Genomic DNA, 26023 nt, shown 5'->3' with positions numbered 1-26023 from the left:
TCAGCCCTCCAGCTTCTGCAGATGCTCTTCAAGATAGGGCCGCAGATGCTGGTGCTGCGTCGGCAGTTTCAGGGCTTCGCCGAGATGGGCGGTGTCCTCGTCACGGTCGAAGCCCGGCTCATTGGTGGCGACTTCGAACAGCACGCCGCCCGGCGTGCGGAAGTAGATCGCCCAGAAATAGTCGCGGTCGATCACCGGCGTCACGCCATAACCCGTATCGATCAGCGCCTTGCGCACTTCGAGTTGCTGGGCGCGATTCTCCACCGCGAAGGCGACATGGTGGACCGAGCCGGCACCGAGATTGGCAAAGCCCGCCGTAGGCAGCGATTCGATGTCGACGACATCAGCGCCGTTGCCGTTCTTGACCGCCAGCCGGCTGACATTGCCGGACTTGTCCACTTGCTCATAGCCCATGAACTTCAACAGCTCTTCCGTGGCGCCACCATCCTTCAATCTGAGCGAGACCGAGTGGAAGCCGCGTATCGCCTCATCAGCGGGAATGCCGCCTTTCAACCACGGCGCGCGGCTGTCCGCTTTGTCTTCGACCAGCGCGAAACCGTCGCCGTCGGGACCGGCGAAGGCCAGCCGCTTCTCGCCGAACGTCTCTTCGCGGGAGACACCCGCAACGCCTTCATCGGCGAAGCGCTTTTCCCAATAGCCGAGCGTGCCGGCCGGCACCGAATAGGCCGTGGTACCGACTTCCCCGACGCCATGGTGGCCCCTGGCAATGTCCGGGAACGGAAAATAGGTCATCACCGAGCCGGGCGTACCGTGCTCGTCACCATAATAGAGGTGATAGACATCTGGCGCGTCGAAGTTGACGGTCTTCTTGACCCGGCGCAGGCCGAGCTTGTGCGTGAAGAAATTATTGTTCTGGCGCGCATCGCCGGCCATCGACGTCACGTGATGCAGGCCCTTGATCTGGTCGAGCATTGTCTTGCTCCTTCCCTTCGGTTTGCGGCTCTTGCCGCTGTCCACGCCTATATGAGGGGCCGCCTGGCAATGGCAAAGGCGGCAAACTCAGAATGGACTGTATCCCAATAGTGAACAGCAGGAAATTTTCGTTCACCATTTAAGCAAGACTGACAGGCTTGCGCTGCCGCCAAATTCCGGTTCATTGAACGTCTTCCCGACGTGACAGGATAGAGCATTGGCCGCGAAAAGCAGACGCCCGAACATCCTATTGATCTCCTGCGACCAATGGCGGGGCGATTGCCTGTCGGCTGCCGGCCATGCCGTGGTGAAGACGCCGAATGCCGATGCGCTCGCCGCCGAAGGCGTCCTTTTCATGCGGCATTACGGCGGCGCGGCGCCCTGCTCGCCGGCCCGCGCGTGCCTCTACACCGGCCTCTACCAGATGAACAATCGCGTCTGCCGCAACGGCACGCCGCTCGACGCCCGCCACGGCAACATGGCGCTTTCGGCCCGCGCCCTCGGCTATGATCCGACTTTGTTCGGCTACACCGACGTCTCGCCCGATCCGCGCACGATGGCGCCGGGCGATCCCCGGCTGAAAAGCTATGAGGGCGTGCTGCCCGGCTTCAGCGTTCGCCAGTTCCTGCCTGAGCATCAGAAACCATGGCTGTCATGGCTGAAGGCACGTGGCGTCGACACCAGCGCGGGCTCTCCCGGCATTCACCGCCCCGTAGGCGGGGAAGCGGGCGACGCCGTGACCAGCGCGCCGCCTGTCTATTCCAGGGACGAGACGCCGACCGCTTTTCTTGCCGGCGAATTCATTCGCTGGCTGGACGAACAGGATTCGCCATGGTTCGCGCATGTCTCCTTCATCAGCCCGCATCCGCCCTTTGTCGTACCGCGGCCCTACAACACGCTGTATGATCCGGCGGACGGACCGCCCTTCCGCCATGTCGAGACTTGGCAGGCCGAGGCGCAAAGGCATCCCTATCTGGCTTACGACCTTGGTCGCCAGAAGCGGAGAAGCTTCCGCCCCGGCACCGACGGCCACGTGCGCGACTGGGGCGACGACAACATCCGGGCCATCCGCGCGATCTATTACGGCATGATCTCGGAGGTCGACGCGCAGCTTGGCCGCATCTGGCAAGCGATCAAGACGGCGAATGCATGGGATGACACCATCATCGTGCTGACTTCGGACCACGCCGAGATGATGGGCGACCATTTCATGCTGGGCAAAGGCGGCTTCTTCGACGGCAGCTATCACATCCCATTGATCGTGCGCGACCCACGACGCGGCAATGCAGCCGGCTCGATCGTCAACCACTTCACCGAGGCAGTCGACATCTTTCCGACTTTGCTCGATCTGCTTGACGCCGACGCCCAGCTGCATCTCGACGGCCGCTCGCTAAAACCGTTCCTGCAAGATGAACCGCCTAAGGATTGGCGCGACGCGGCGCATTGGGAGTTCGACTTCCGCTCGATTGCCAGCGGTGAGGCCGAACGGCATTTCGGCATCGGCTCGCGCCAGTGCAACCTCGCCGTCATCCGTACGGAAAAATTCAAATACGTGCATTTCGGCGGCGGCCTGCCGCCGCTGCTTTTCGACATGGAGAAGGATCCGGGCGAACTGGCCAACGTTGCCGCCGACCCGGCCTATCTCAGCGTGCGGCTTGAATTTGCCGAGCGGCTGCTTGCCTGGCGCGCCGAGCATCTTGACCAGTCGTTGGCGCTTGCAGAGCTGACGGACGAAGGGGTGGTGGGTATGTGGGTAGGCAGTAGGCAGTAGGCAGTAGGCAGTAGAATGTTCTGGCGGCTAATGCCTCGTCACTCGGTTTTCGCCTACTGCCCAATCCCTACTGCCTATTCCCTTACTGCACCATCATCCGCTGCTGGTCGCGCTTCTCGGCATAGCTGCCCTTGTCATAGGCGGCCTGCGCCTGCAACTGCTCCTTGGTGAAGTTGGTGTAGAGATATTTGTTGCCGTCCTTGTCGGTCATGAATTTGAGCTTGTCCATGCCGACCGCGACCTCCTTGGCGCCGATGCCTAGAAAGCCGCCGACATCGATGATGACGGCATCCGGCTTGCTGTCGGGCGTGAGCACGACGTCGCCGATCTCGCCGACCTTGGCGTCGTTGGCGCCATAGACGGTGGTGCCCTTCAGGTCGTCGCCTCTGATGTTACCGACCGGCATTTCGGTCAGTGTGGACTTGTCGATCGCTGCCGTTTGCGTCGGATCGGTAGCCTTTGTCCCGGCCGGAGCTTCCGCGGTCTTGTCCGCTGGCTGAGCATTGTCAGCCGGTGCAACGGCCGTCGGGGCAGCCGGAGCAGTCGGCTGCGTCGCGTCGGAGGTTGTCGTCACGGGCGCCGGATCATAGGGCTTCCGGTCGAAATCAGGCTGCGCCTGCAGTTCCTCCTTGGTGGTCTGCGCCACCAGCCAGCGATCGCCGTTCTTTTCGGCCCACCGCGCCTTGGCGAAATCATAGGTGACGTTCTTTTCACCCATGCCGAGGAAGCCGCCGACGCCGATCACCAGCGACTGCGCCTTGCCATCCTTGGTCAGCACGATGTCGTTGACGTCGCCGATATTCTGGGCATCGTCGCCAGTGCCATTGTAGACATTCTCGCCGATGATGTTGGTTGCGAGATTGCCGTCAGCGCGTTTCACCGCCGGTTCTGACGGCGCGGCGTTGAGATCAACCGGCTTCTGCGGGTCGTTCTGCGCCGTGGAAGCAGGCGCCGAGGCCGGATCGTAGGGCTTACGGTCGAAGTCGGGCAGCGCCGTCAACGCTTCTTTCGTCGTCTCGGCGACGAGCCAGCGGTCACCATTCCTCTCGACCCATTGCAACTTGCCGTAGTCGAAGGCGACGTTCTTGCTGCCTATGCCGAGGAAGCCGCCAACGCCGATAATGGCGGATTTCGCCTGGCCGTTTTCATCGAGGACGACGTCGCTGACGTCACCGATCTTCTGCGCATCGTCGCCAGTGCCATTGTAGACGGACTCGCCGATGATATTGGTCATCAGCGCGCCGTCGGCCTGTTGTGTCGCCGGCGCGATGGTAGCAGGGGCTTCAGCCGGCGCTGGGGTCGTCGCCGGGGCCGTCGTTGACTGCGCAAACGCACCGGTAGCGATCAGCGTTGCGAGTGCGGTCGTCGCGAACAGTGTGCGGATCATGATTAAGTCTCCTCTTGCGTGATCTCGTGCGCGCCGCAATCGGCAAACCACTTGCCGGGAGACCGAAGGCGGCGCCTCCAATGGGATCACAACGTTGTGACAAGGCGCTTGTTCCGAAAAAACGGGAGCATCGAAACACCCCGGGCAAGTCCGTGGAATCGCCGGACTTTCCACCCGGCCGATGGAACCTTTCCCAAGCTTGCCCGTTTCAGCCTGCGGCTGGCATTCCGACCACTAAAAAAGAACACGGAGCGGGGCATGCGATTTGCAGCGGTGCTGAACCGGGACGGCGGCACCTTGCGGACCACCGATCTTTCCGCGCTAACCGACCGCATGCGCCAGACGCTTGAGACGGCTGGTCACTCCATCGATATCGACATCGTCGCCGGCAAGGAGATTGTCGCGGCGCTCGACAAGGTCGCCGCGCGACGCGACATCGACGTCGTGCTGGCCGGTGGCGGCGACGGCACCATTTCGGCCGCCGCGGGGCGGCTGATGAATGGCAAGAAGGCGCTGGCCGTCCTGCCTGCAGGAACCATGAACCTGTTCGCCCGCGGCCTTGGAATTCCGCAGACCATCGATGGCGCGCTGAAGTCCTTTGCCGACGGCGAGATCATGGCGGTCGATATCGCGAGCGCGAATGGCCGGCCGTTCGTGCATCAGTTCTCGATCGGCCTGCACGCCAGGATGGTGAAGCTGCGCGACAATATGGAATTCGCCTCGCGCCTGGGAAAGATTCGCGCCTCGGCCAAGGCCGCTTGGACGACGATCAACAATCCTCCAGCCATGAAGGTGACGTTGACGGTCGGCGAAGCCGAAATCGTGACCCGCATCAGCGGCATCGGCATTTCCAACAATCTGTTTGGCGAAGGCCATCTGCCTTATGCCGACAATCCTGCCGGCGGCGTGCTCGGCATCTATGTAACCGTGGCGCGGCAGCGTGGCGAGCTGGTCAGGGCGCTCTTCGACATGGCTCGAGGCAGGTGGCGCGACAGCGACCATGTCGAAACTCATCAGGCCGACAAGGCAATCGTGAAAATCCATACAGGGAGCAAGAAATTCGGCGCCGTCATCGACGGCGAACTGGTCAAGCTGGAGCGTGAAACGACAATCCAGATCCACCCTGGCGCGCTGAACGTCCTGGTTCCGGCGCAAGCCGCCCAGGCAAAGGCCGCCTGATGCGATTACGAATGACGAGGAAAACCCTAGCCGCCCGACTGCCCCTCGCCGGCTGGCGCGCTCTGGTCGGCCGGCGCGGTCTGGCCGGTGGGCTGCCCCTGGCTTTCAGGGGTATCTGGATCGATCTTTTGGCCATAAATCTCGGCCGCTCCCCAAGCAATGAAAGCCAGGAGCAGCGCGGCGACCAGTATGCGCAAGCCGTGCCAACCCCAGCGCCCCTGACGGGCTTTGTTTTCAGGGGCGATCTTGGTCATCGGCGGCGTTCCTATCGTGCAACCGGCATGGTGGATAAAACCATCGCTGGCGAAACATGGTGGGGTAACGATTGCTTGCTACAAAAGTTCCGGCGCGCGACGGCCGCGCAAGATGCGCGCCACCGCGGGTGGGGCCTGCAAGCGAGGGGGCTTGGTGGATAGCAAGGTGCCGAAGCAGGTTTGTTTGCCGGTTGAAGTCCGCCGCGCCGTGGTGGCGCCGGAGCGGCTTGCCGTACTGCACGGGCTTGACGCGATCGACACCGACTCCGATCCCGACTTCGATCGCATCACCGGCCTTGCCGCAGCCGTGATGCAGGCGCCGATCGCGCTCGTCACGCTGCTCGACACCGAACGACAGTGGTTCAAATCCTGTGTCGGCTTCAACGAGACCGAAACCGCGACCGACATATCGTTCTGCGCCCATACCATTGCCGCCGGCGACGAGCCCATGGTGGTGCCGGATGCCAGCATCGACCCTCGCTTCTCCCGCAACCCGCTGGTCACCGGCGAACACCATGTCCGCTTTTATGTCGGCGCGCCGATGGTGGTTGCCGGCGCGCGCGTCGGTACGGTGTGCGTACTCGACCGGGAGCCGCATGAATTTCCGTCCGCTGCCGCGCTCGATCATTTGAAATCGCTGGCCAGCCTCGCCGCCAGCCTGTTTACCCTCAAGGACGCCACCCGCAGCGGCGCCATTGCCACGGCTGCTTTGGCGCAGGAGGAAAAGCGCCGAGCCATAGCGCTCGACGCCGCCTCGCTCGCCAGTTGGGCCTGGGATATCCGCACCGACATGATCGAATGCGACGTGCGTTTGTCGGAGCTGTTCAACCTGCCGCGTTCGAACCGGCTGCGGGCGCGCGACATTTTGGCCGCCATCGACCCGCGCGACGTCTACCAGACCGAGACGCGCTTTCGCGATGCCCTGACCGGCAGCGACGACTATTTCGGCGAATACCGGGTCAAAGGCTTCGATCCGCCGCGCTGGATAGTCACCCGCGGCCGCGTCATCGAGCGCGACGGCGAAGGCAAGCCGACGCTTATCTTTGGCGTCAACTACGACATCTCGGAACGCAAGCTCGGCGAGGACCGGCAAAGGCTGCTGCTGCGCGAGCTCAACCATCGGGTCAAGAACACGCTGGCAACGGTGCAGGCGCTGGCGACGCAGACCGTTCGCCACGCTCGCCGCCCAAGCGAATTCCTGGAAGCCTTCGGCGCCAGGCTGCAGGCGCTGGGCGCAGCCCATAACCTGCTGTCGGATCGCGAATGGCGCGGAATCGGTATTCGCGAACTGATGCAGATCGAGGTCAAGCCGTTCGATTCGGCAGAACGGCCGCGCATCGTGATCTCCGGTCCGGAGCTGCTGCTTTCGCCCGACCAGGCGGTGGGGCTCGGCCTGATCATGCACGAACTGGCCAGCAACGCGCTGCAATACGGATCGCTGTCGGTTGGCTCGGGGAAGGTCGATGTCGACTGGAAGGCGGCGGGCAAGAAAGGCGCGCGCCGCCTTGTGCTGACCTGGATCGAAAGCGGCGGGCCGAAAGTCGACCCGCCGGAACGCCAGGGCTTCGGCTCTATCCTGATCCGCCGCAGCCTCGCCAAGGTTTTATCGAGCGAGGTGACCCACGAATTCCGCAGCGAAGGCGTGTTCGCCGAAATATCGATGCCGCTTGAAGATCTGCCGGCCTAAAGCGCGTCACGCTGAAACGGATTCATACGACGCGCTTTAAGTCTTTGTTTTGATGCATGTCGTTGTCCCAGAACCGCGGCACACTTCTGGGCGACATGCATTAAAGCGATTCCAGAAGTGCAGAGCGATTTTCCCGGGAAAAGCGCATCAGCGCGACGCGCTTTAGTCGGCTTCGCTGTCTGGATCGCCCGGATCCGGTTTGACGTTCTCGCGGTAGATGGCATAGGCCGCGAGCGCGATCATCGGGCCGAGAATGACGCCCTTCCCGCCTTTCCCCTTGAGCAAGGCCGGCAGCACGGCAAGCGCCGCGGTGATACCGAGCGCCTTCAGGTCGGCATTGCGCCTTCGCACACGTCGGCGTGCACGCGTTCCAGCCGCAAGTTGATGAATGAGCACGATAAGCCCGGCCAGTACCAGGAAACCAGCGGCGAAGCCAAGACAGGCGGCCATCGAGCCATAACGGTCAGCCGCCCAGATGTAGGCCGCCCCCAGGAGAAACCCGAGGCCGCACAGGGCAGCCACGGCGGCGAGCCCGTAGACGATTGCCGCCGTGCGCGCGCGGCGCATGGCGGCAATGGCTTCACCCGAGGCCAAGGCCGAGATAAGCGGTGCCAGCATGCCCATCTCTGTCGAAACTAGCGCCGGGCAAGAAGCGCAAACAGGAAGCCGACGCCGGCCGCGATCGCCAGTGAAGTGACCGGCTTCTCGCGCACATTGGCCGTGATCTGGGCCTCAAGATCCTTGGCGTTGCCACGCAGGCTGTCGAAGACGGCTTCGCCCTGCGCGCGCAACTGGTCGACGCCTTCGGCAGCAGCGCGCCGCGCCGTGCCGTAACCATGTTCGCCGGTCTTGGCCAATTGCTTGGTCAACTTTTCGATATCCGCCTTCAACTGCCGAATGTCGGCTTCCAGGTCGGCGTTCGTCTGACTTTCGTTGGCGGTTTTTCCTGCGGCAGTTGCCATTCTAAACTCCTTGCGTTTGCTTGGCTTCAAACGCCCGACACACGTCATGGTTCCGAAATCGGAGACCGTATCCATGAAAGGGTGTTTGCAAGTGCGAGTCCAGCCCCAGATGGAGGCCTGCCTGTCAGATCAGCGGCCGACGGCCTTCGCTTAGGCCCTCCCAGCGCGCGAGATCCTTCAGCCCCTCCCCGTCGATCACTTCGCAACCGCCGTCGCGCCAGGCGATCAGCTTGCGATCGATGAGCTTGCGGATCGTCTTGTTGGTGTGGACCAGCGACAGGCCGAGCGTATCGGCGACATGCTGCTGGGTAATCGGGATTTGCACCGGCGCCTTGCCGTTGAGCCCGACTGCCGCCGCGCGGCTGGCGATGAAGGCAATGAGATAGGCGGTGCGCTCGACCGCCGTGCGCCGACCGACGCTGAGCAGGTTCTCGTCCAGCATGCGCTCCTCGCGCGACGCCAGCCAGGTAATGTCGTAAGCAAGGCCCGGATGGTTGCGGTAGAGCTCGTGCAGGTTTTCACGCTCGAAGACGCACAACAGCATGGGCGACAGCGCCTCGACCGAGTGCTGCATTTCGCCCATCAGGCTGCCCTGCAGCCCGATAAGATCGCCGGGCATGGAGTAGTTCAGGATCTGGCGCCTGCCGTCCGACAATAGTTTGTAGCGGAAGGCCCAGCCCGAAAGCACGGTGTAGAGATGAGCACTTTGGCTGCCTTCGACCAGCACTGTGGCGCCCTTGTCGACGGCCAGTTCGCCCTTCTTGAACATGCTGACATAGGCAAGCTCCTGCTTCTCGAATTCCCGGAACACCGGCAATGGCCGAAGCGGGCAGATCTCGCATGGGTACTGACGGCTGGAAAACGAACGACCATTCTGGCCAGACATTTCGATCCCTCTTTCGAAAGTCTCTTGCCAGAGACTGAGTGCTACGCCTTTGCAAGGCCGCGGTTCCGCTGCCGATGGCATGTCTTTTTTAAATGACAGGATGGCAAATAGCGATCATGACTCGCTACACTCCATTGAGGCGAATTCGAAGCTCGCTTGTGGAGTAGAGCCGGTGGGCGAACTTTTCGGATTAAGGCCTGACCGATCCCCCCAAGGTCCGCGATGCGGTTGACTGGAGTCACTGTACCCGATGCTGCAAGAATTGAGGAGAGATTGCCAAGTGCCGCCATTGCTTGAGGGATTGCGAATTCTTGTCTTGGAGGATGAATTCCTGATCGCCATGGATGTCGAGCAGCTTTGCCGCGACCATGGCGCGAGCGACGTAGTGATTGCCCGCGCTCTGGCCGAGATCGATGAGCAGAAGGTCGTTGGCGAGTTCGACGCCGCTATCGTGGACCTCATGCTGGGCGGAACGTCCACACTCGACTTCGCCGCGCGGCTGCGCCAATCGGGCCTGCCGTTTGTCTTTGCCTCCGGCTATTCGGACCCCGATGAGATCAAAGGGTCTTTTCCCGGCATCCGCCTGGTCACCAAGCCTTATTCGGGGACCGATCTCGTCGAGGCTCTGGCGGCGGCCTGCGGCCGCGCGCCAGTCTGAGATATCTTCGATGCGTATGTGTAGAGAGCCCAGGCCCGCAAACGGGGCCTCCGCCGTCAGGCAGCGTTTGAACCCGTCACCTGGGACGAGATCGCGTCCGGCCCGTATTCGTCTTCGCCGGAGATTTTGAGGATCTCCTGCAACCGCGTGCGGGCCCGGCTGACCCGGCTCTTGATCGTTCCGACCGCACAGCCGCAGATTTCGGCGGCCTCTTCATAGGAAAAGCCTGAAGCGCCGATGAGGATGATGGCTTCGCGCTGGTCCTCGGGGAGTTGCTCGAGCGCGCCGCGGAAATCCTTGAGGTCAAGCTGGCCGTGCTGAGCCGGATGAACGGCAAGCCTGGCCGTCATGATGCCGTCGCTGTCCTGCACCTCGCGGCCGCGCTTGCGCATCTGGGAATAGAACTCGTTGCGCAGGATGGTGAACAGCCATGCCTTGAGATTGGTGCCGGGCTGAAAGCTCTCATGCTTGTCCCAAGCCTTGACCAGCGTCTCCTGCACCAGATCGTCGGCCTTGTCGGCATTCTGCGTCAGCGACACGGCAAAGGCCCGCAGGCTCGGGATCGAGCCGAGCAGGTCGGTCTTGAACCCTTGTGAGACAGCTGCCATGCCTCAGTCCTTCTTCTGTGCAGGTTCGGCCTTTTCCAATTGGCTGAGCAACTGGGCAAAGCGATCCGGCACATTGTCCGAGACCAGCTCGTCATAATATTGTTTGAGTTTGCGGCCGATTTCCGAATTCGCCCCGAGCGGGTCGCCGGAATTGGCCCGGCGCCTGTCAGCGGCGCCAGCCAGCGTTTCTTTATTCATGTCCTTCATTTCGCCCTTAAATCCAGCGCCCCGAGCCGCCCCATTACACAACGCAAAGCGGCCCCCTCGTCTGGTTGCCCATCGCACCACAAACGTCGCCCGTACGGTTTCGTTCCACAAGTCTCGGAACTTTTTCGCAAAACCCGCGTTTGGGTGTTGGGGCTTGCAATCAGCTTGACCTGCAATCTATGCAATCGCGTCATCTGAGGGAGACGTCTACCATGAGCCTTTCCGCAACCATCGCTCCGCACCTGCCGTTCCTGCGCCGCTTTTCACGCGCCGTATCCGGATCGCAGGAGAGTGGCGATGCGCTGGTCGCCGCGATGCTCGAAGCCATCATCGCCGACGTCGACATCTTCCCGCAAGCGTCAAGCGACCGCATCGCGCTCTACAAGGTATTCGCCAAACTGTTCACCTCCATTGCCATCCGCGTTCCGCAGGAGCAGGCACAATCGGCATGGGAGCAGCGCGCCGCCGCCAATCTGAACGCCATTGCGCCACGGCCACGCCAGGCTTTCCTGCTGGTCGCGGTCGAAGGCTTCGGTGAAGACGAGGCAGCTGAAATTCTCGATGTCGACGCCAAGGAATTCTCCGAACTGCTTGCCCAGGCGAGCAACGAGATCTCTCGCCAGGTGGCGACCGATGTGCTGATCATCGAGGACGAGCCGCTGATCGCCATGGACATCGAGGAAATGGTCGAGAGCCTCGGCCACCACGTGGTCGGAACCGCGCGCACCCATACCGAGGCGGTGGCGATGTTCGGCAAGACAAGGCCGAAGATGGTGCTGGCCGACATTCAGCTTGCCGATGGCAGCTCGGGTATCGATGCGGTCAACGAAATCCTGTCGTCGACTTCGGTGCCGGTAATCTTCATCACCGCCTTCCCCGAACGTCTGCTGACCGGCGAGCGGCCTGAACCGGCCTTCCTCGTCACCAAGCCGTTCAATCCCGACATGGTCAAGGCGCTGATCAGCCAAGCGCTGTTCTTCGACCGGCAGGCCAAGGCCGCCGCGTGAAGTAGGGCCTTCAATCTCCAACTTTTCGCCGCCTCGCAGCGTTGCCGGCACTGGCGATCGCCTAGCCCGGCGATCGGCGGCTGCCCGTCGCTCCGTATGGGGCGCACGCGCGTGAATCATTTCGCATCCGGGCCTCTTCCAAAGACCTTCTTTTTCGGCAAATGGTGGAACAAACAGCAATCACTCACGTTCTTGATTCAGTATCGGAAGGAGACAGATCATGCTCTACTGGGCGCTCGTATTTCTCGTCGTGGCGATCATCGCCGGCGCGCTTGGTTTCGGCGGCATCGCCGGTACCTCGGCCGGTATCGCGCAAATATTGTTCTTCATCTTTCTCGCCTTCCTCGTCATCTCGCTTCTGGCCGGCCTGTTCAGACGGGCATCGTAGGAGCGGGCGAACACTGGAAGCCGCACCCCTCAAACGGTTTCCAGCCACCGCCGGGCGATGTCCTCCAACGGGACATCGTCCGGCGGACCTTTTCTGGGGACCTACTCAGGAACTGAGTCCAAGTGAATCGTTCGGTCCTGATCAGGTGGACAGGTGATTGATGCGTTCCATTGGCGGAGGCGAGAGCGGACAGGGCGACGAGGTGATCGCACTGCACCCGGCTGAAAGCGGAATGCAGCTTGGCCGGGCCTTGCTTCACGCTTTGCACAATGCCGGCATTTCCGTCCTCTATCAGGATCGTGAATTGAAGACTGTATGGGCCCGCAACATGCGTGCGCCGTGGGTTTCCGACACAGCCGACAGCAACGGCGCGTTGCCACCGGCGCAAGCTGAGCAAATCGCCGCCGCCAAAAGCAATGTGATCGCTTCCGGCAATCCGGAACGCCTTGAACTGAGTGTTCCCACCGGTGATGGCATGCGCTGGTTCCAGGTATGGGTCGATGCCGATCGGGGCAATCGCGGCGACGTGCAGGGCGTCGTCACCACGATGGTGGAAACCACCGAGCAGAAACGCCGCGAACAGACGCTGAAGACGCTGTTGCGCGAAGTCAGCCACCGCTCCAAGAACCTGTTGGCCATCATCCAGAGTATTGCCACCCAGACCGGCCGCTATTCCGAGACACCCGACGATTTCCTGAAGCGCTTTCGCGGCCGCCTGCAGTCACTGGCTTCCTCCCAGGATCTGGTAACGTCGTCGAACTGGCGGGGTGCAGCACTTCGCGAGCTTATCCGCGGCCAGGTCGTTCGCTACGGCGCCGATCCCGCGCAGAGCCTGCGCTTCAATGGCGTCAACCCCTACCTCAATCCCAACGCAGCCATTCATATTGGACTGGCAATGCACGAACTCGCCGTCAATTCATTCAGCTACGGCGCCCTGGCGCGGCCGGACGGCTTTGTCGAGGTAACCGCCGATCTGTCGAACGTCGCAGAGGCCGCAGACAAGCCGGCTTTGTCGCTGACCTGGGTCGAGGCCATTGTCGCCAATGATAACAGGCGCACCGAGAAACGCTTCGGCAGCGTTGCCCTCGAACGTGTCGTGCCGGCATCGCTGAACGGCACGGCGACGCTGGAGATCACCAGTGACCGCCTCGAATATCGCCTCGTCGTTCCGCACGGCAATTTCGAAACCGAATGAGCGGCGGGATTCCTTAACCGGCTGTTCACCATAAAATCCGATGCTGTGGTTCCCAGAGATTGCTGGATCTTGACCGATTCAACCGATGTTTCGGCCGCAGCCTGCAACGCGAGTATGGGAGGAATGATCATGACGGTTGCCGATATGAACAGGCTGGAGCAGGCCGCCCGGGTGTCGATGAGCGGCTTTCAGGATCCTGACGCTTCAGCCTCGCCTTTGCAGCACGCCTGGCATCCCTTGCTTCGCGTCGCCGCTGTCGCGCTCGTCGCCGCTGTTGTGCTGATCGTGGCGTCGCAATGGGTCTGAGCCAGATGCTCAGGTTCACGCTGCTCCCAAGCAGCCTGGCTCAGAAACTGTCCAGCTCGTAGCCGACCAATTATTAACGCCCTTTCGGCACAGGAACTTTGACGGCTGTGGACCGTTCTTATGGCGAGAGGACGTGTCGCCGTGGAACACATCGCCGCTTTGCTTTTGGTAATTGGCTGTTCGAACAACATGACCGAATGCCGTGAACTGCCGGTGCCGGTCAGTGTTTTCGAAACCGCCGAAGCATGCACGGCAGAACGTCCATTCGCTGCCGGCGACGTGCAGGGTCAGGCCGAGCACGTCGTTGCCAAATGTCTTACGGTCGACCCCGCGCTGGAAGATGATTACGACCAGATCGTCTGGAACGTGCGCCCGGACGGCACCCTCGACGCGTCTTTGCAGATTTCCAGTGTCGTGGTCGCGTCGAACGCCACGCGCCGCGAAAAAGACTCTCTTAGCCAACAATAAGATCGAGCGGGCAAAGGCTGCTGTTTCGTGCTAAATAGCGGCTGGAGCTTACTAAAGTGAGGACAAAAGTGAGGAGAGATTCTATGCGGAAATTGATTATTGCCATGGTTGCGGTGGTCGCCGTCAGCGGCTGCAGCACGACCGAGCAGGATGTCGGTGTCGGCGCCGGTGTCGGTGCTTTGGCCGGCGGACTGATCGGCGGCGGCAAGGGTGCGCTGATCGGCGCAGCCGTTGGCGCCGGTTCCGGCCTGCTGGTGCGCAACCTGCGCAACGGCTATTGCCAGTATCGCGACAATCGCGGCCGGCTCTACACCGCTCGCTGCTGATTCGCTTCAAAAGCGTCAGACAATCGCGACGGAGACCGGTCAGCCGGTCTCCGTTTGTTTGCCTGCATGAGGCGGCGGGATCCTGATTTCCACCGTAAGCCCATCGACGCGAAAATCTCGGGCAATCGTGCCGCGCAATTCCTGCGTGACATTGAGGTCGATCAGCTTGGTGCCGAAGCCGGTCTTCGCCGGCGCTTCGAGTTCCTTCTGCCCGGCCTCGCGCCAGTTCAGAACCAGCATCCGCTCAGACCCGCGCCCCTCGAACGACCAGTTGACCTTCAGCGCACCCACGGAATTGCCGGCCTCGCCATATTTCAGCGCATTCGTCGCCAGCTCGTGAAAGGTCAGGCCAAGCGCCTGCGTCGTCCTCTCGTCGAGAAGCACCTGAGGCCCTGACAATATCCCTTCCGGAAGCTCCTTGCCGAACACCTGGCCGAGCTCGATGCGCAGCAGGTCGCCAAGATCGGCCTTCTGCCAGCGCGAACGCGTCAGCATATCCTGGGAAGCCGCCATTGCCTGGAGGCGGGCCGAGAAGGAAGTTGAGAACTCCTGCACGTCGGTTGCTTGCGCCGCCGTCTGGCGCGCAATCGCCAGCACCCGCGTGATCGAATTCTTGATTCGATGCTTCATCTCCTGCAGCATCAAATCCTTTTCGAGCAGGCTTTTTTCCGTCGTTTCATGCAGCAGCGACTTGGCGTCGTAGGCGCGCTCCTGGTAGCGGGCCACCAACGCTATGGCGCCGGCCAGAAGCAGGCCGAACAGCCCGAGCATGACCGGAATGGCGCGCGAGGACGGTTGCGAAAATGCACTTGTCGGCCGAAACAGCACCGTCCACGGCCGACCGGCGACGATGATCTTGCGCGTCACCAACAGCCTGTCGCCAAAGCTCGCAACCGGCGGCGTTTCCGACTGGAACAGAAGATTGTCGGCGTCGGCCGTGCCGTCATAGACCGCGGTGTTGACCGGCAGCAAAGGCGTGCGGCTGAGCGCGGTCTGGAACAGGTCGCGGGCGCGGAAGGCCGCGTAGAGAAGGCCTGATGTCGATGATCTGGACGCGTTGATACCATCCGGCGCGGTTTCGACATTGAGCCTGACGAAGACCAGGAAACCGGTAAAGGTCTGCGCCGCGCCCGTGTCCTGGCCGAGTTGGACCAGACCGCTTGCGTGCTGTGCGTCATCGGCCAGCGCTTTTTCGATCGCCTCGCGCCGCACCGGCTCGGTGAACATGTCGTAGCCGATGGTGGATTCGTTGGCAGGGTCGAGCGGCTCGAACAGCACGACGGGCGTGCGCCATGGCTGTGTCGTGTCCGGATAGACCGTGTGGGCGGCGCCGCGGTCGCGCAACATGTCGCGCTCGACCGCCGCTTCGTCACCGGTCTTGGCCAGCCTGAGATAGCCGATGCCGCGCAGGCCGGCGAAATTGTTATCAACATCGAGGGCGCTGAAGAAGGCCTTGAATTCGCTACCTGAAATCTCGCCATTGCGGGCGTCGAACAGCGCCTGCGTCGAGCGCAGCAGTGACAGATGCAGATCGATACGGCTTTCGATGCGGTTGAGCGCGTCGTCGGCCGTCGCCTCGAACTTGATGCGCGCCGCTTCCTGGGTGGCGAAATAGGCGAAGCCCGCCATCGTAAGGCTGATCAGTGCAACGGCAATGATGGCAAGGATCGGGAAAAACTTCTTCAACGCAGGCCCATGGACGGTTCGGGAACCTTTATGGGCAACTCGCCGCGGCAAGACAATGGCGCGGCCAAGCCATAATGACGGCTGGCATATCACGTATATTTAGCCGGCTTATCGGTCGAACATCGGTGAAGATGAGAGCCGATGATATCGTGGTCTCAGGCCGCGATCTTCAGCGCACCCGGACCGGGAATGGCGCCGGGCGGACACTTTCCCAAGATGATCATGCCGAGCACTTCGTCCTGCGTCACATCGGTGGTGAGCGCGGTGCCGACGACCTGGCCGTTCTTCATTACGCAGACCCGGTCGGCAAGCTCGAACACGTCGTGAATGTCGTGGCTGATCAGGAAAATGCCGATGCCCTCGGCCTTGAGCTGCTTTACCAGTTCGCCGACCTGCGCCGTCTCCTGCGGCCCAAGCGCGGCCGTCGGTTCGTCCATGATCAGGATGCGGGCGTTGAACAGGATGGCGCGTGCGATCGCCACCGACTGGCGCTGGCCGCCCGATAGCTTGATCACGGGCTCCTTGAAGCGCTGGAAGCGCGGATTGAGCCGGCCCATCACCTTGCGCGCCTCGGCCTCCATGGCGACATCGTCGAGTGTCCCCCACGCGGTCATCAGTTCGCGGCCGAGGAAGAGGTTGGCGGCAGCGTCGACATTGTCGGCCAGCGCAAGCGTCTGGTAGATCGTTTCGATGCCGTATTTCTTGGCGTCGCGCGGATTGGAGATCGAGGCCTCCTGGCCGTTGACCAAGATCTGGCCGGCATCGCGCTTGTAGGCGCCCGACAGGATCTTGATCAGCGTCGACTTACCGGCGCCGTTGTGGCCAAGCAGCGCCACCACTTCGCCCGGGAAAAGATCGATGGACGCATCGTCGACGGCGCGAATGCCACCGAACGCGATCGAGATGTTGCGCATGTCGATCAGTGGCGTACCGGTGGGAGCAGTTTTTTCCATAATCGTTCCTCCCTAGACGCGCTTGCGATAGACGGTGTCGAGCCAGACGGCGATAACCAGGACGGCGCCAACGACAATGCTCTGGAGCGGCGAGTCGATGCCGAGCAGCACCATGCCGGATTGCAGCGACTGCATCAGAAGCGCGCCGAGCATGGCCCCCATCACCGTTCCGGCGCCGCCCGCGAGCGACGTGCCGCCGATGACAGCGGCCGCGATCACCAAAAGCTCGTCCAGTGTGCCCAGCGCGTTGGTCGACGCATTGAGACGGGCAGACGAGATCGCCGCGCTGATTGCAGCCAGCACACCCATGATCATGAACACCTTCATGGTCACCCAGCGCGTGTTGATGCCGGCGAGTTCCGCTGCCTCCGGATTGCCGCCGATGGCGAAGACATAGCGGCCGAAACGCGTGCGCTTGGTGATAAACGTCATGATGATGCCGACAGTCACCGCCATCAGCACCGGTATGGCGATGCCATGCGCGATGAACAGCCCGCCTTCGGGAACGGTGATGCCGTTCTGCTGTGCGTACTGGCGCACGACGCCGATCGGCCATGGATAGGAATTGGCGATCCACACGGCGCCGAGAATGGCCGCGCAAGCGACCACGCCAAGCAGGGTCTCGGCCCAGACGGGGCGCAGTGGAAAGCTGAAGCGCTTGCGCTGCGAGCGACCGTTGAGCAGCGCGAAGGCGACCGCCGCGCAGGCGACGATGCCGACCATCCAGCTGGCAGCGGCGCCAATCGAGCCGCGTGGTCCGCCGCCCATCAGCTGGAAGGTGGCGTCGAGTGGCGCGACCGTGCGCCCGCTGGTGATGAGCCATGCCATGCCACGCCAGACCAGCAGGCCACCAAGCGTCACGATGAAGGCCGGAACCTGCATATAGGCGATGATGAAGCCCTGGAACGCGCCGATCAGCAGACCAAGCACCACGCCGGCGGCAAGCGCGACGATCCAGAGCCAGGGGTTTCCAAGCTGGAAGCCGATGACGCGAATCAGGAATTCGGCCTGTGCCACGCCCATGATCATGCCGATCACGCCTTCGACGGAGCCCACCGAAAGGTCGATGTTGCGCATCACGATGACCAATACCATGCCGGTCGCCATGATCGCGACCGAGGACGTCTGCACCGACAGGTTCCAAAGATTGCGCGGCGTCAGAAAAAGCCCGCCCGACAGGATATGTATGCCGACCCAGATGACCAGCAGCGCGCCGACCATGCCGAGCATACGCGTGTCGAGTTCGGTCGCTTTCAGGAACCGGGCGACCGCGCCGAGTTCAGACGCTCGTGCCGTATCGGCCTGCGGATTTGAGGTCGTGTCGGTCATGATGTCCTCCAGCGGCTTGCCGTCTGGCGCGGATGCCGGACCACAGCCTAGAAGTTTGCCGCCGATGGCGGAAACACACAATTCTCGTAGAGAAAACGCCGCGGCTTGACAGCCGCGGCGCCTCATTTCTTCAAGTCGTCGAGATCAGTTGCAAGCCGCGACGCTGCCGGCGGCGACGCCTGTGCAGACTTCGTCCTTCTTGATCCAGCCGGCGTCGATGACGACGTTGAGGTTGTCCTTGGTGATCGCGACGGGGGTCAGGAACAGCGACTTGACGGTGTTGCCGCCAGGCGTGGTGAAGTCCTTGGCGCCGGCAATGTCGCCCGTCTTCTTGCCATCGGCAAGCTGCGAGGCGATCTCGGCGGCGTTCTTGCCGAGTTCGCGCGCGTCTTTCCACACCGACACCGTCTGCGTGCCGAGCGCGATGCGGTTCAGGGCGGCATGGTCGCCGTCCTGGCCCGAGACCGGAACCGTTCCGGCAAGGCCCTGCGCCGTCAGCGCGGCGACAACGCCGCCGGCGGTGCCGTCATTGGCCGCAACCACGGCATCGACCTTGTTGTCATTGGCGGTCAGGAACTGTTCCATGTTCTTCTGGGCGTTGGCCGGCAGCCAGCCATCGGTATAGGCCTCGCCGACATTCTTGATCTTGCCCGAGTCGATGGCTTCCTTGAGCACTTCCATCGAGCCCGAGAACAGGAAATCGGCATTCGGATCCGAGCCCGAGCCCTTGATGAAGACATAGTTGCCTTCGGGCTTCGCCTTGAACACTTCGCGGGCCTGCATGCGGCCGACTTCCTTGTTGTCGAAGGTCAGGTAGAAGACGTCCTTGTTCTCGATCAGGCGATCATAGCCGACGACCGGAATGCCTTCGTCCAGCGCCTTCTGCACCGCCGGGCCGATGGCCGAGGCGTCCTGCGCCAGGATGATCAGCGAGTTGGCGCCCTGCGAGATCAGGCTTTCGACGTCGGTCAGCTGCTTGCCGGGATTGGACTGCGCGTCGGCCGAAATGTACTTGTCGCCGGCGGCTTCGATCGCCGTTTTCATCGCCGCCTCGTCGGTCTTCCAGCGCTCTTCCTGGAAGTTCGACCACGACACGCCGATGACCTTGTCCTTCGCCTGCGCGACCGACATCAGCGCCAGCGACATGGCGACACCCGCCAGCATGGCGGCTGCAAATCTGTTCATTATAACCCTCCCTGCGCCGCCCACGGCGCGACAAAACCGGCCCGAAGGCCTGCACAAAGAGGCTCCATTTTTTCGAGCCTCGAAAAAATACTGGTTCAATGATAAGGCACTGTCAACATCGATTATGATGGATTCTGATGGCGTTGCCGAATTTTTTCGAGCTCCGCAATAAACAATGACAGGGCTGCCGGCGTCTGCCAATATTTGGCTGGTGCCGTCGAACGCCTTCACTATCATGAGGCGCGAGGAGGCCGGGAGGAAAACAAATGTCGGTTGGGATCCGCCACGACGATCTGCGCCGTCGCAACCGTGCGATGGTGATTTCGGCCGTGCGCCGGGCCGGCCAGCCGTCGCGGACCGAGATTGCGGCGACCACCGGCCTCAGCCATTCGACGATATCGGCAATCTCGTCTGATCTAATTCAAGAAGGCATCCTGATTGAAGGCAAGCCTGGCGAGACCGGCTCGCTGAAACGCGGCCGGCCGCAGGTCGGCCTTGGCCTCAACCCGGAAGCGGCGGCGGTCATGACCGTGGTGCTGTCGCTGAACTTCCTCTCCGTCACCGTCATCGACTATGCCGGCCAGGTGGTCGCGGAAGAACAGCGCCGGCTCGACACGCTGACCATGCCGCGCGACGAGCTGATCGGCGAATGCGTAGCAATCGTCGGGCGGCGTCTCGCGGACCCGGACCTCGATGTCCAGAGCATCGCCCGCATTGCCATGGGCATCCAGGGCATCACCGATTCGCAGGCGCGGGCCATGCTGTGGTCGCCAATCACGCCACTGACCGACATTGCCTTCGCCGACATGTTGGAAGCGGAATTCGGCATTCCTGCCACCATGGAGAACGACTGCAATATGATGGCGGTGGCCCTGCAATGGCGCCAGCCCGAGCGCTACCGCGACAATTTCATCGCGATCCTCTTGTCGCACGGCATCGGCATGGGGCTGGTGCTGAAAGGCGAACTGTTCACCGGCACCCATTCCTCGGGCGGCGAGTTCGGCCACATGATCCACCGTCCGGGCGGCGCGCTCTGCCGCTGCGGGCGGCGCGGCTGCGTCGAGGCCTATGCCGGAAACTACGCCATCTGGCGCAGCGCCAAAATGATGAGCGAAGATGCCGAGCCGGTCGATATCGGCGACGCTGATATGCGCGCACTCGCCGCGCGCGCCCGCGAAACCGATGGCCCGGAGCGCGAAGCCTATCGCAAGGCCGGTGAGGCGCTCGGCTTCGGCCTCGGCAGCCTGTTTGCACTGATCGATCCGGCACCCGTCGCCATGGTCGGCGTCAGCGCCGCCGCCTTCGACTTGATCGAACCGGCATTGCGCGAAGCGATCGCCCAGACCGCCGGCGGCCAGCACTCGAAATCGATCTCCTTCGACACCGAGCCCAACGAGCTGCCGCTGATCCGCGAAGGCTGTGCCATGCGCGCGCTCGGCTTCGTCGATCAGGAGATTTTCGCGCCGGGCATTCAGGCCAAATCCGGCAAGCATGTCGCCTGAATGGCCGGCAACGGCGCGACGCGCAGCATCCTAGTCTTCCCTGATCGCGTAGCCGGCGCCGCGAATGGTACGGATGACATCCGGCATGCGGCCGTTGTTGACCGCTTTGCGTAAGCGCCCGACATGGACGTCGACGGTTCGCTCGTCGATATAGATCGTCTCGCCCCAGACATTGTCGAGCAGTTGGCTGCGCGAGAACACGCGGCCGGGATGGCGCATCATGAATTCGAGCAGCCGGAACTCGGTCGGTCCCAGCCTGATCTCGCTCTTCTTGCGGTAGACACGGTGCGACTCGCGGTCGAGCACGATGTCGCCGACCTTGAGCACGCTGGACAGCACTTCCGGCTTGGCCCGGCGCAGCAGCGCCTTCACGCGCGCCATGAACTCCGGCGTCGAGAATGGCTTGACCAGATAGTCGTCGGCACCGGTGGACAGGCCGCGCACGCGATCGCTTTCCTCACCGCGCGCGGTCAGCATGATGATCGGCAGCCGCTCGGTTTCGGGCCGCACTCTAAGCCGCCGGCAGAGCTCGATGCCGGAAACAGCGGGCACCATCCAGTCGAGCACCAGGAGATCGGGCACGTTTTCCTGCAGGCGGATCTCGGCCTCGTCGCCGCGTGTCACCACCTCGACCTGATAGCCTTCGGATTCGAGGTTGTAGCGGAGGAGCACGCCCAGCGGCTCCTCGTCCTCCACGACCATGATGCGTGGCGCGATCATAGGCAGTTCACCCTCATCAGGCCGGCGTGGCCATCGCCGTCTCGTCCTGCTTCGGACGATTGGCGGGCAATTGCTGGCCGGTCAGCACATAATACGCATTTTCGGCGATGTTGGTGACATGATCGCCGATGCGCTCAAGATTCTTGGCGCAGAACAAGAGATGCGTGCAGGCGGTGATGTTGCGAGGGTCTTCCATCATGTAGGTCAAGAGCTCACGAAACACGGACGTGTATTTGACGTCGATGCGCTCGTCGTCATTCCTGAGTTTTGCAAGCGCTGCCGCATCGGTGGCGGCATATTCCTCGACGACGCCTTGCACCTGGATCAGCACCAGCTGCGCCATGGCATCGATGGAGTGCGAGAGGTCGCGCGGCGTGACGCTCAAGCCCACGGTGCCGACGCGTTTGGCGATGTTCTTGGCGAGGTCGCCGATGCGCTCGAGGTCGCCCGCCATGCGGATCGAGCCGACCACGGCGCGCAGATCGTTGGCCATCGGCTGGCGCTTGGCGATCAGCGTGATGGCGCGGTCGTCCAGTTCGCGCTGGCGCGCATCCATGATGGCGTCGTCGGAAACGACACGCTGTGCCAGCGCATTGTCCGAATTGAGCAGCGCCCTGGTCGAGCCGCTGACCATCGAGCCTGCCAGATCGCCCATGTCGCGGATCAGCTTGCTGATCTGCCCGAGCTCTTCATCGAAGGAGGCGACGGTATGTTCACCCATGATCTTGGTCCTCGTGCCTAAAAATTCACCCGCCGGACGGCTCAGCCGAAGCGGCCGGTAATGTAGTCCTGGGTGCGCTTGTCGTCGGGGTTGGTGAACATCTTGTCGGTGACGCCCTCCTCGACGAGATAGCCGAGATGGAACATCGCCGTGCGCTGCGAGACGCGCGCCGCCTGCTGCATCGAGTGGGTGACGATGACGATCGTGTAGTTCTGGCGCAGTTCGTCGATCAGCTCCTCGACACGGGCGGTGGCGATCGGATCGAGCGCCGAGCAGGGCTCGTCCATCAGGATCACCTCCGGCGACACGGCGATGGCGCGCGCGATGCACAGGCGCTGCTGCTGGCCGCCGGACAGGCCGGTGCCGGGCTCCTGCAGGCGGTCCTTGACCTCGTTCCAGATCGCAGCCTTCTTCAGGCTCTGCTCGACGATCTGGTCCATGTCGGACTTGCGCTTGGCCAGCCCATGGATGCGCGGGCCGTAGGCGACGTTCTCGTAGATCGACTTCGGGAACGGGTTGGGTTTCTGGAACACCATGCCGACGCGGGCGCGCAGTTCGACGACATCGATGTTCTTGTCGTAGATGTCGTCTTCATCGAGCGTGATCTTGCCGGTCACCCGCGCCGAATCGATGGTGTCGTTCATGCGGTTGAGGCAGCGCAGGAAGGTCGACTTGCCGCAGCCGGACGGGCCGATCAGCGCCGTCACCTGGTTCTGGCGGACGTCGAGATTGACGTCGAACAACGCCTGCTTCTCGCCGTAGAAGACGCCGACCTTGTCGCCGCGCATCTTGATGACTTCGTTCGACTTGGCGTTCATTTTGTCGCCCACTGCATTCTCAAGGGACTGTTCGGTCATGATGTTCATACCAAATTGCCTTTTTTCTACCAGCGCCGCTCGAAGCGGCGCCGGAGCACGATCGCGGTGATGTTCATGGCCATGAGGAAGACGAGCAGGATGATGATGGCGCCGGACATGCGCTCGACAAAAGCGCGCTCAGCCTCGTTTGCCCACATATAGATCTGCACCGGCAGCGCGGTCGCCGGATCGAAAGGCGTCGTCGGATAATCGGCGACGAAAGCGACCATGCCGATCAAGAGCAGCGGTGCTGTCTCGCCGAGCGCACGCGCCAGGCCGATGATGGTGCCGGTAAGGATGCCTGGGGCGGCAAGCGGCAGGATGTGGTGGAACACCATCTGCATCTTGGAGGCGCCGAGCCCGAGCGCTGCCGAGCGGATCGACGGCGGCACCGCGGCAAGGGCGGCGCGCGTCGCGATGATGATGGTCGGCAGCGTCATCAAGGTCAGCACCAGGCCGCCGACGAAGGAAGCCGAGCGCGGCATGCCGAGGAAGTTGATGAACACGGCAAGGCCAAGCAGACCGAAGACGATCGACGGCACCGCCGCGAGATTGTTGATGTTGACTTCGATCAGGTCCGTAAAGCGGTTCTTCTTGGCGAACTCCTCGAGATAGATCGAGGCGGCGACGCCGATCGGCAGCGCCAGCAAAAGCACGATCACCATCATGTAGAACGAACCGATGATGGCCACGCCCATGCCCGACGTCTCGGGCCGGCTGGAGGCGCCATAGCTGAACAGGCCGGTGTTGAAATGCTCGGCCATCGCGCCTTCGGCTTTGAGCTTGTTCATCCAGTCGATCTGCTGGTCGGACACCTTGCGGCGCGCTTCATCGACGCCGAGGTCGATCTGGCCCTTGAAGGCCGAGTCGAGATTGGCGGCGGCCAGGATGTCGACGTCACGCGTCGTGCCGATCACCGACGGATCGGCGGAGACGATGTCGCGCAGCTGGACGCGGGCGCCTTCCGACAGGAAGCCCTTGAGCTTCAGCATCATCGGCTTGTTGGCCGGATCGATGCCGAGCTTGGCCACCAGCGCGTTTTCGGCGAGCTTGGGATAGTTCGCCTTGATCAGCACGGTAGGGTCGGTCGCGCGCTTGCCGGAGGGATCGATCACCTTCTCGTCGAAGGTGACCGGCAGCGTCACCGTCGTCTGCCAGAAGGCGGTGTAGCCTTTCGAGACGATGGTGATCAACATGATGGCCAGGAACGCCAGGCCCACCGAGATCGCAATCACGCCATAGATGCGGAACCGGCGTTCGGCGGCGTAGCGCGCCTTCAGCCCGATGTCGCGGCGCGGTCGCGCGACGGCGCCCGCCATCGTGTCCAGGGGGATGTCGGTCATTCGTACTGCTCCCGGTACTTGCGCACGATGTAGAGGGCGACGATGTTCATCACCAGCGTCAGCGCGAACAGCGTCAGGCCGAGCGCGAAGGCGACCAGCGTCTGCGGCGAGTTGAACTCGAGGTCGCCGGTCAGCTGGTTGACGATCTTGACGGTGATGGTCGTCATCGCCTCGAACGGATTGGCCGTCAGATTGGCGGCGACGCCCGCCGCCAGCACGACGATCATCGTCTCGCCGATGGCGCGCGACGCCGTCAACAGGATGGCGCCGACGATGCCGGGCAGTGCCGCCGGCAGGATCACCCGCTTGATCGTCTCGGAGCGGGTGGCGCCGAGGCCGAGCGAGCCGTCACGCATTGCGCGCGGCACCGCGGTGATGATGTCGTCGGACAAAGAGGACACGACCGGGATCAGCATGACGCCCATCACCAGACCGGCGGTGAAGATGCTCTGGCCCTGGATGAAGGGCGAGCCCCCGGTGAGTGCCGCCGACAGGTCGCGCAAGAACGGTCCGAGCGTGACAACGGCGAAGATGCCGTAGACGATGGTCGGAATGCCGGCCAGCAGTTCCAACGCCGGCTTGACCACCGAGCGCACACCGCGCGAGGCATATTCGGACATGTAGACCGCCGACATCAGCCCGACCGGCACTGCCACCAGAAGGGCGACGGCGGCGATGTAGAGCGTGCCGGCAAGAAGCGGGATCAGGCCGAACTGACCCTGGCTGCCGCCGGAACCGGCGGCGGCGAAACGCGGATCCCACACCGTGCCGAAGAAGAAGCTCATCGGCGACACGCTCTCGAAGAAGGTGATGGTCTGGAACAGCATCGACAGCACGATGCCGACCGTGGTCAGGATGGCGATGGTCGAGGCCGCAAGCAGCCCCCACAGCATCAGCTTCTCGACATTGTTGCGCGCCCTGGCGCGCGGCGCGATCTGCCTCAGCGCATAGAAGGCGCCGGCGACCGACAGCGCGAAGGTCAGCACGGCGCTGAACAGGCCGAGCCGGTCCTGGACCTGGTTCGCCTCGACCGCGATCGGGATCATATAGTCCTGGGTGTCGCTGGCCAGTGCCACGCCCTTGGCGGCGAGCAGCGGCTGCAATTCGGCGAAAGTAGCGGGAAGTGCGGTATCGCCATCGAGCCGGCGCAGGCCCTTGGCCAGGCTCTTCACCAGGCTGGCGTCGAGCGCTTCGCTGGCCACCTTTGTGTCGGCGGTGCGCTCGGGCAAAGCGGCATGGATATGCCGGTCGAGATAGAAGGAAGAGCCGATATCCCAGACGGCGAGCAAAAGGACGGCAGGCAGGACCGCGAGCAGAAAGGCCCACCAGCCATGATAATGCGCGCGCGAATGCGGCTTGACCATGCCGGTATCCTGCGCCGCGGCGCGCTGGCGGCCGATCACAAAAGCGACCACGCCTATGGCGATGACTATGGCGAGTACGAGCAAGGACGACATCACCCACCCCAGGGAAAATTCAGATCGCCGCCACCGTTGCGGCAAGCG

Annotated in this window: 28 protein-coding genes; 11 read left to right on the top strand and 17 right to left on the bottom strand. The window is 62.6% G+C overall.

The genetic code is table 11. From position 1 onward, the window contains the following. On the bottom strand, nucleotides 1-933 hold the full coding sequence (locus NLY42_RS10755; protein ID WP_023754153.1) for a VOC family protein: 933 nt from the start codon (nucleotides 931-933) through the stop codon (nucleotides 1-3). Between the two features lie 217 nt (nucleotides 934-1150). Here NLY42_RS10755 and NLY42_RS10750 point away from each other — a divergent pair, with 217 nt between their 5' ends. Next, the gene (locus NLY42_RS10750; RefSeq protein WP_023754152.1) at nucleotides 1151-2704 is read left to right on the top strand and encodes an alkaline phosphatase family protein; all 1554 of its coding nucleotides are present in this window, start codon (nucleotides 1151-1153) and stop codon (nucleotides 2702-2704) included. Between the two features lie 82 nt (nucleotides 2705-2786). Here the strand turns inward: NLY42_RS10750 and NLY42_RS10745 are convergent, their stop codons facing one another. Beyond that, entirely contained in the window at nucleotides 2787-4091 is a 1305-nt protein-coding gene (locus NLY42_RS10745) for a PRC-barrel domain-containing protein (RefSeq protein ID WP_023693689.1), read from the bottom strand. A gap of 258 nt (nucleotides 4092-4349) precedes the next feature. On the opposite strand from NLY42_RS10745, the gene NLY42_RS10740 reads away from it, so the two are divergent. Continuing rightward, on the top strand, nucleotides 4350-5270 hold the full coding sequence (locus NLY42_RS10740; RefSeq protein WP_023683959.1) for a diacylglycerol/lipid kinase family protein: 921 nt from the start codon (nucleotides 4350-4352) through the stop codon (nucleotides 5268-5270). Between the two features lie 26 nt (nucleotides 5271-5296). Here the strand turns inward: NLY42_RS10740 and NLY42_RS10735 are convergent, their stop codons facing one another. Then, nucleotides 5297-5524: a hypothetical protein gene (locus NLY42_RS10735; protein ID WP_023693688.1), complete on the bottom strand. Its 228-nt coding sequence runs from the start codon at nucleotides 5522-5524 to the stop codon at nucleotides 5297-5299. Nucleotides 5525-5636: 112 nt separating this feature from the next. On the opposite strand from NLY42_RS10735, the gene NLY42_RS10730 reads away from it, so the two are divergent. Then, nucleotides 5637-7211 carry an HWE histidine kinase domain-containing protein gene (locus tag NLY42_RS10730; RefSeq protein ID WP_084779845.1) on the top strand — a complete coding sequence of 525 codons (1575 nt, stop codon included), beginning with the start codon at nucleotides 5637-5639 and terminating at the stop codon, nucleotides 7209-7211. A gap of 162 nt (nucleotides 7212-7373) precedes the next feature. Here the strand turns inward: NLY42_RS10730 and NLY42_RS10725 are convergent, their stop codons facing one another. The 3 genes from NLY42_RS10725 to NLY42_RS10715 all read right to left on the bottom strand — a co-directional run bounded on the left by NLY42_RS10725 (nucleotide 7374) and on the right by NLY42_RS10715 (nucleotide 9059). Beyond that, on the bottom strand, nucleotides 7374-7835 hold the full coding sequence (locus tag NLY42_RS10725) for a hypothetical protein (RefSeq protein ID WP_023754150.1): 462 nt from the start codon (nucleotides 7833-7835) through the stop codon (nucleotides 7374-7376). A gap of 11 nt (nucleotides 7836-7846) precedes the next feature. After that, the gene (locus NLY42_RS10720; RefSeq protein ID WP_023670092.1) at nucleotides 7847-8173 is read right to left on the bottom strand and encodes an ElaB/YgaM/YqjD family protein; all 327 of its coding nucleotides are present in this window, start codon (nucleotides 8171-8173) and stop codon (nucleotides 7847-7849) included. Between the two features lie 124 nt (nucleotides 8174-8297). Continuing rightward, nucleotides 8298-9059 (bottom strand): Crp/Fnr family transcriptional regulator, encoded by a 762-nt coding sequence (locus NLY42_RS10715; protein WP_023670093.1) that lies wholly within the window; start codon nucleotides 9057-9059, stop codon nucleotides 8298-8300. Nucleotides 9060-9399: 340 nt separating this feature from the next. Between NLY42_RS10715 and NLY42_RS10710 the strand changes: the two genes are divergently transcribed. Beyond that, a complete protein-coding gene (locus tag NLY42_RS10710) occupies nucleotides 9400-9717 on the top strand; it encodes a response regulator (RefSeq protein ID WP_050587123.1) in 318 nt (105 codons plus the stop codon). 56 nt (nucleotides 9718-9773) lie between these two features. On the opposite strand, the gene NLY42_RS10705 is transcribed toward NLY42_RS10710, so the two are convergent. Both NLY42_RS10705 and NLY42_RS10700 read right to left on the bottom strand, forming a co-directional pair. Further along, complete coding sequence (locus NLY42_RS10705; protein WP_023670095.1) at nucleotides 9774-10325, bottom strand: sigma-70 family RNA polymerase sigma factor; 552 nt, start codon at nucleotides 10323-10325, stop codon at nucleotides 9774-9776. Between the two features lie 3 nt (nucleotides 10326-10328). Continuing rightward, complete coding sequence (locus NLY42_RS10700; protein ID WP_023670096.1) at nucleotides 10329-10532, bottom strand: NepR family anti-sigma factor; 204 nt, start codon at nucleotides 10530-10532, stop codon at nucleotides 10329-10331. A 212-nt stretch (nucleotides 10533-10744) separates the two neighbouring features. On the opposite strand from NLY42_RS10700, the gene NLY42_RS10695 reads away from it, so the two are divergent. From NLY42_RS10695 to NLY42_RS10670, 6 genes are all read left to right on the top strand, one after another. Then, a complete protein-coding gene (locus tag NLY42_RS10695; RefSeq protein WP_023670097.1) occupies nucleotides 10745-11539 on the top strand; it encodes a response regulator in 795 nt (264 codons plus the stop codon). A 220-nt stretch (nucleotides 11540-11759) separates the two neighbouring features. Beyond that, nucleotides 11760-11927, top strand: a complete 168-nt coding sequence (locus NLY42_RS10690; protein WP_023670098.1) for a DUF1328 domain-containing protein — start codon at nucleotides 11760-11762, stop codon at nucleotides 11925-11927. Nucleotides 11928-12087: 160 nt separating this feature from the next. Then, nucleotides 12088-13122 (top strand): sensor histidine kinase, encoded by a 1035-nt coding sequence (locus tag NLY42_RS10685; protein WP_023711673.1) that lies wholly within the window; start codon nucleotides 12088-12090, stop codon nucleotides 13120-13122. Between the two features lie 129 nt (nucleotides 13123-13251). Then, nucleotides 13252-13428 (top strand): hypothetical protein, encoded by a 177-nt coding sequence (locus NLY42_RS10680; RefSeq protein ID WP_023754149.1) that lies wholly within the window; start codon nucleotides 13252-13254, stop codon nucleotides 13426-13428. 141 nt (nucleotides 13429-13569) lie between these two features. Then, a complete protein-coding gene (locus NLY42_RS10675) occupies nucleotides 13570-13896 on the top strand; it encodes a hypothetical protein (RefSeq protein WP_023670101.1) in 327 nt (108 codons plus the stop codon). A gap of 83 nt (nucleotides 13897-13979) precedes the next feature. After that, nucleotides 13980-14222 carry a YMGG-like glycine zipper-containing protein gene (locus NLY42_RS10670; RefSeq protein ID WP_023670102.1) on the top strand — a complete coding sequence of 81 codons (243 nt, stop codon included), beginning with the start codon at nucleotides 13980-13982 and terminating at the stop codon, nucleotides 14220-14222. 39 nt (nucleotides 14223-14261) lie between these two features. Here the strand turns inward: NLY42_RS10670 and NLY42_RS10665 are convergent, their stop codons facing one another. The 4 genes from NLY42_RS10665 to xylF form a co-directional block, all read right to left on the bottom strand. Continuing rightward, nucleotides 14262-15908, bottom strand: a complete 1647-nt coding sequence (locus NLY42_RS10665) for a CHASE domain-containing protein (RefSeq protein WP_286497563.1) — start codon at nucleotides 15906-15908, stop codon at nucleotides 14262-14264. Nucleotides 15909-16063: 155 nt separating this feature from the next. Then, nucleotides 16064-16861 (bottom strand): ATP-binding cassette domain-containing protein, encoded by a 798-nt coding sequence (locus NLY42_RS10660; protein WP_023670104.1) that lies wholly within the window; start codon nucleotides 16859-16861, stop codon nucleotides 16064-16066. Nucleotides 16862-16873: 12 nt separating this feature from the next. After that, nucleotides 16874-18190 carry a sugar ABC transporter permease gene (locus NLY42_RS10655; RefSeq protein ID WP_023745783.1) on the bottom strand — a complete coding sequence of 439 codons (1317 nt, stop codon included), beginning with the start codon at nucleotides 18188-18190 and terminating at the stop codon, nucleotides 16874-16876. 144 nt (nucleotides 18191-18334) lie between these two features. Beyond that, nucleotides 18335-19375 (bottom strand): D-xylose ABC transporter substrate-binding protein, encoded by a 1041-nt coding sequence (gene xylF, locus NLY42_RS10650; protein WP_023683968.1) that lies wholly within the window; start codon nucleotides 19373-19375, stop codon nucleotides 18335-18337. Between the two features lie 266 nt (nucleotides 19376-19641). Between xylF and NLY42_RS10645 the strand changes: the two genes are divergently transcribed. After that, entirely contained in the window at nucleotides 19642-20877 is a 1236-nt protein-coding gene (locus NLY42_RS10645; protein ID WP_023683969.1) for an ROK family protein, read from the top strand. Nucleotides 20878-20907: 30 nt separating this feature from the next. Here the strand turns inward: NLY42_RS10645 and phoB are convergent, their stop codons facing one another. The 5 genes from phoB to pstC are packed head-to-tail and all read right to left on the bottom strand — an operon-like array spanning nucleotide 20908 to nucleotide 25975. Beyond that, nucleotides 20908-21597 (bottom strand): phosphate regulon transcriptional regulator PhoB, encoded by a 690-nt coding sequence (gene phoB, locus NLY42_RS10640; protein ID WP_023822590.1) that lies wholly within the window; start codon nucleotides 21595-21597, stop codon nucleotides 20908-20910. Between the two features lie 16 nt (nucleotides 21598-21613). Then, the gene (gene phoU / locus NLY42_RS10635; protein ID WP_023670109.1) at nucleotides 21614-22318 is read right to left on the bottom strand and encodes a phosphate signaling complex protein PhoU; all 705 of its coding nucleotides are present in this window, start codon (nucleotides 22316-22318) and stop codon (nucleotides 21614-21616) included. 41 nt (nucleotides 22319-22359) lie between these two features. After that, entirely contained in the window at nucleotides 22360-23184 is an 825-nt protein-coding gene (pstB, locus tag NLY42_RS10630) for a phosphate ABC transporter ATP-binding protein PstB (protein WP_023754147.1), read from the bottom strand. A 17-nt stretch (nucleotides 23185-23201) separates the two neighbouring features. Next, nucleotides 23202-24518 carry a phosphate ABC transporter permease PstA gene (pstA, locus tag NLY42_RS10625; protein ID WP_023706294.1) on the bottom strand — a complete coding sequence of 439 codons (1317 nt, stop codon included), beginning with the start codon at nucleotides 24516-24518 and terminating at the stop codon, nucleotides 23202-23204. Next, nucleotides 24515-25975 (bottom strand): phosphate ABC transporter permease subunit PstC, encoded by a 1461-nt coding sequence (pstC, locus tag NLY42_RS10620; RefSeq protein WP_023754146.1) that lies wholly within the window; start codon nucleotides 25973-25975, stop codon nucleotides 24515-24517. Before pstC ends, pstA begins: the two co-directional genes overlap by 4 nt. Nucleotides 25976-26023: the final 48 nt, after the last annotated feature.

It is taken from the genome of Mesorhizobium sp. C372A, assembly GCF_030323245.1.
Classification (GTDB): Bacteria; Pseudomonadota; Alphaproteobacteria; order Rhizobiales; family Rhizobiaceae; genus Mesorhizobium.
Note: the sequence above shows the minus strand (reverse complement) of the source record. Positions and strands in the feature narration are given on the sequence as shown.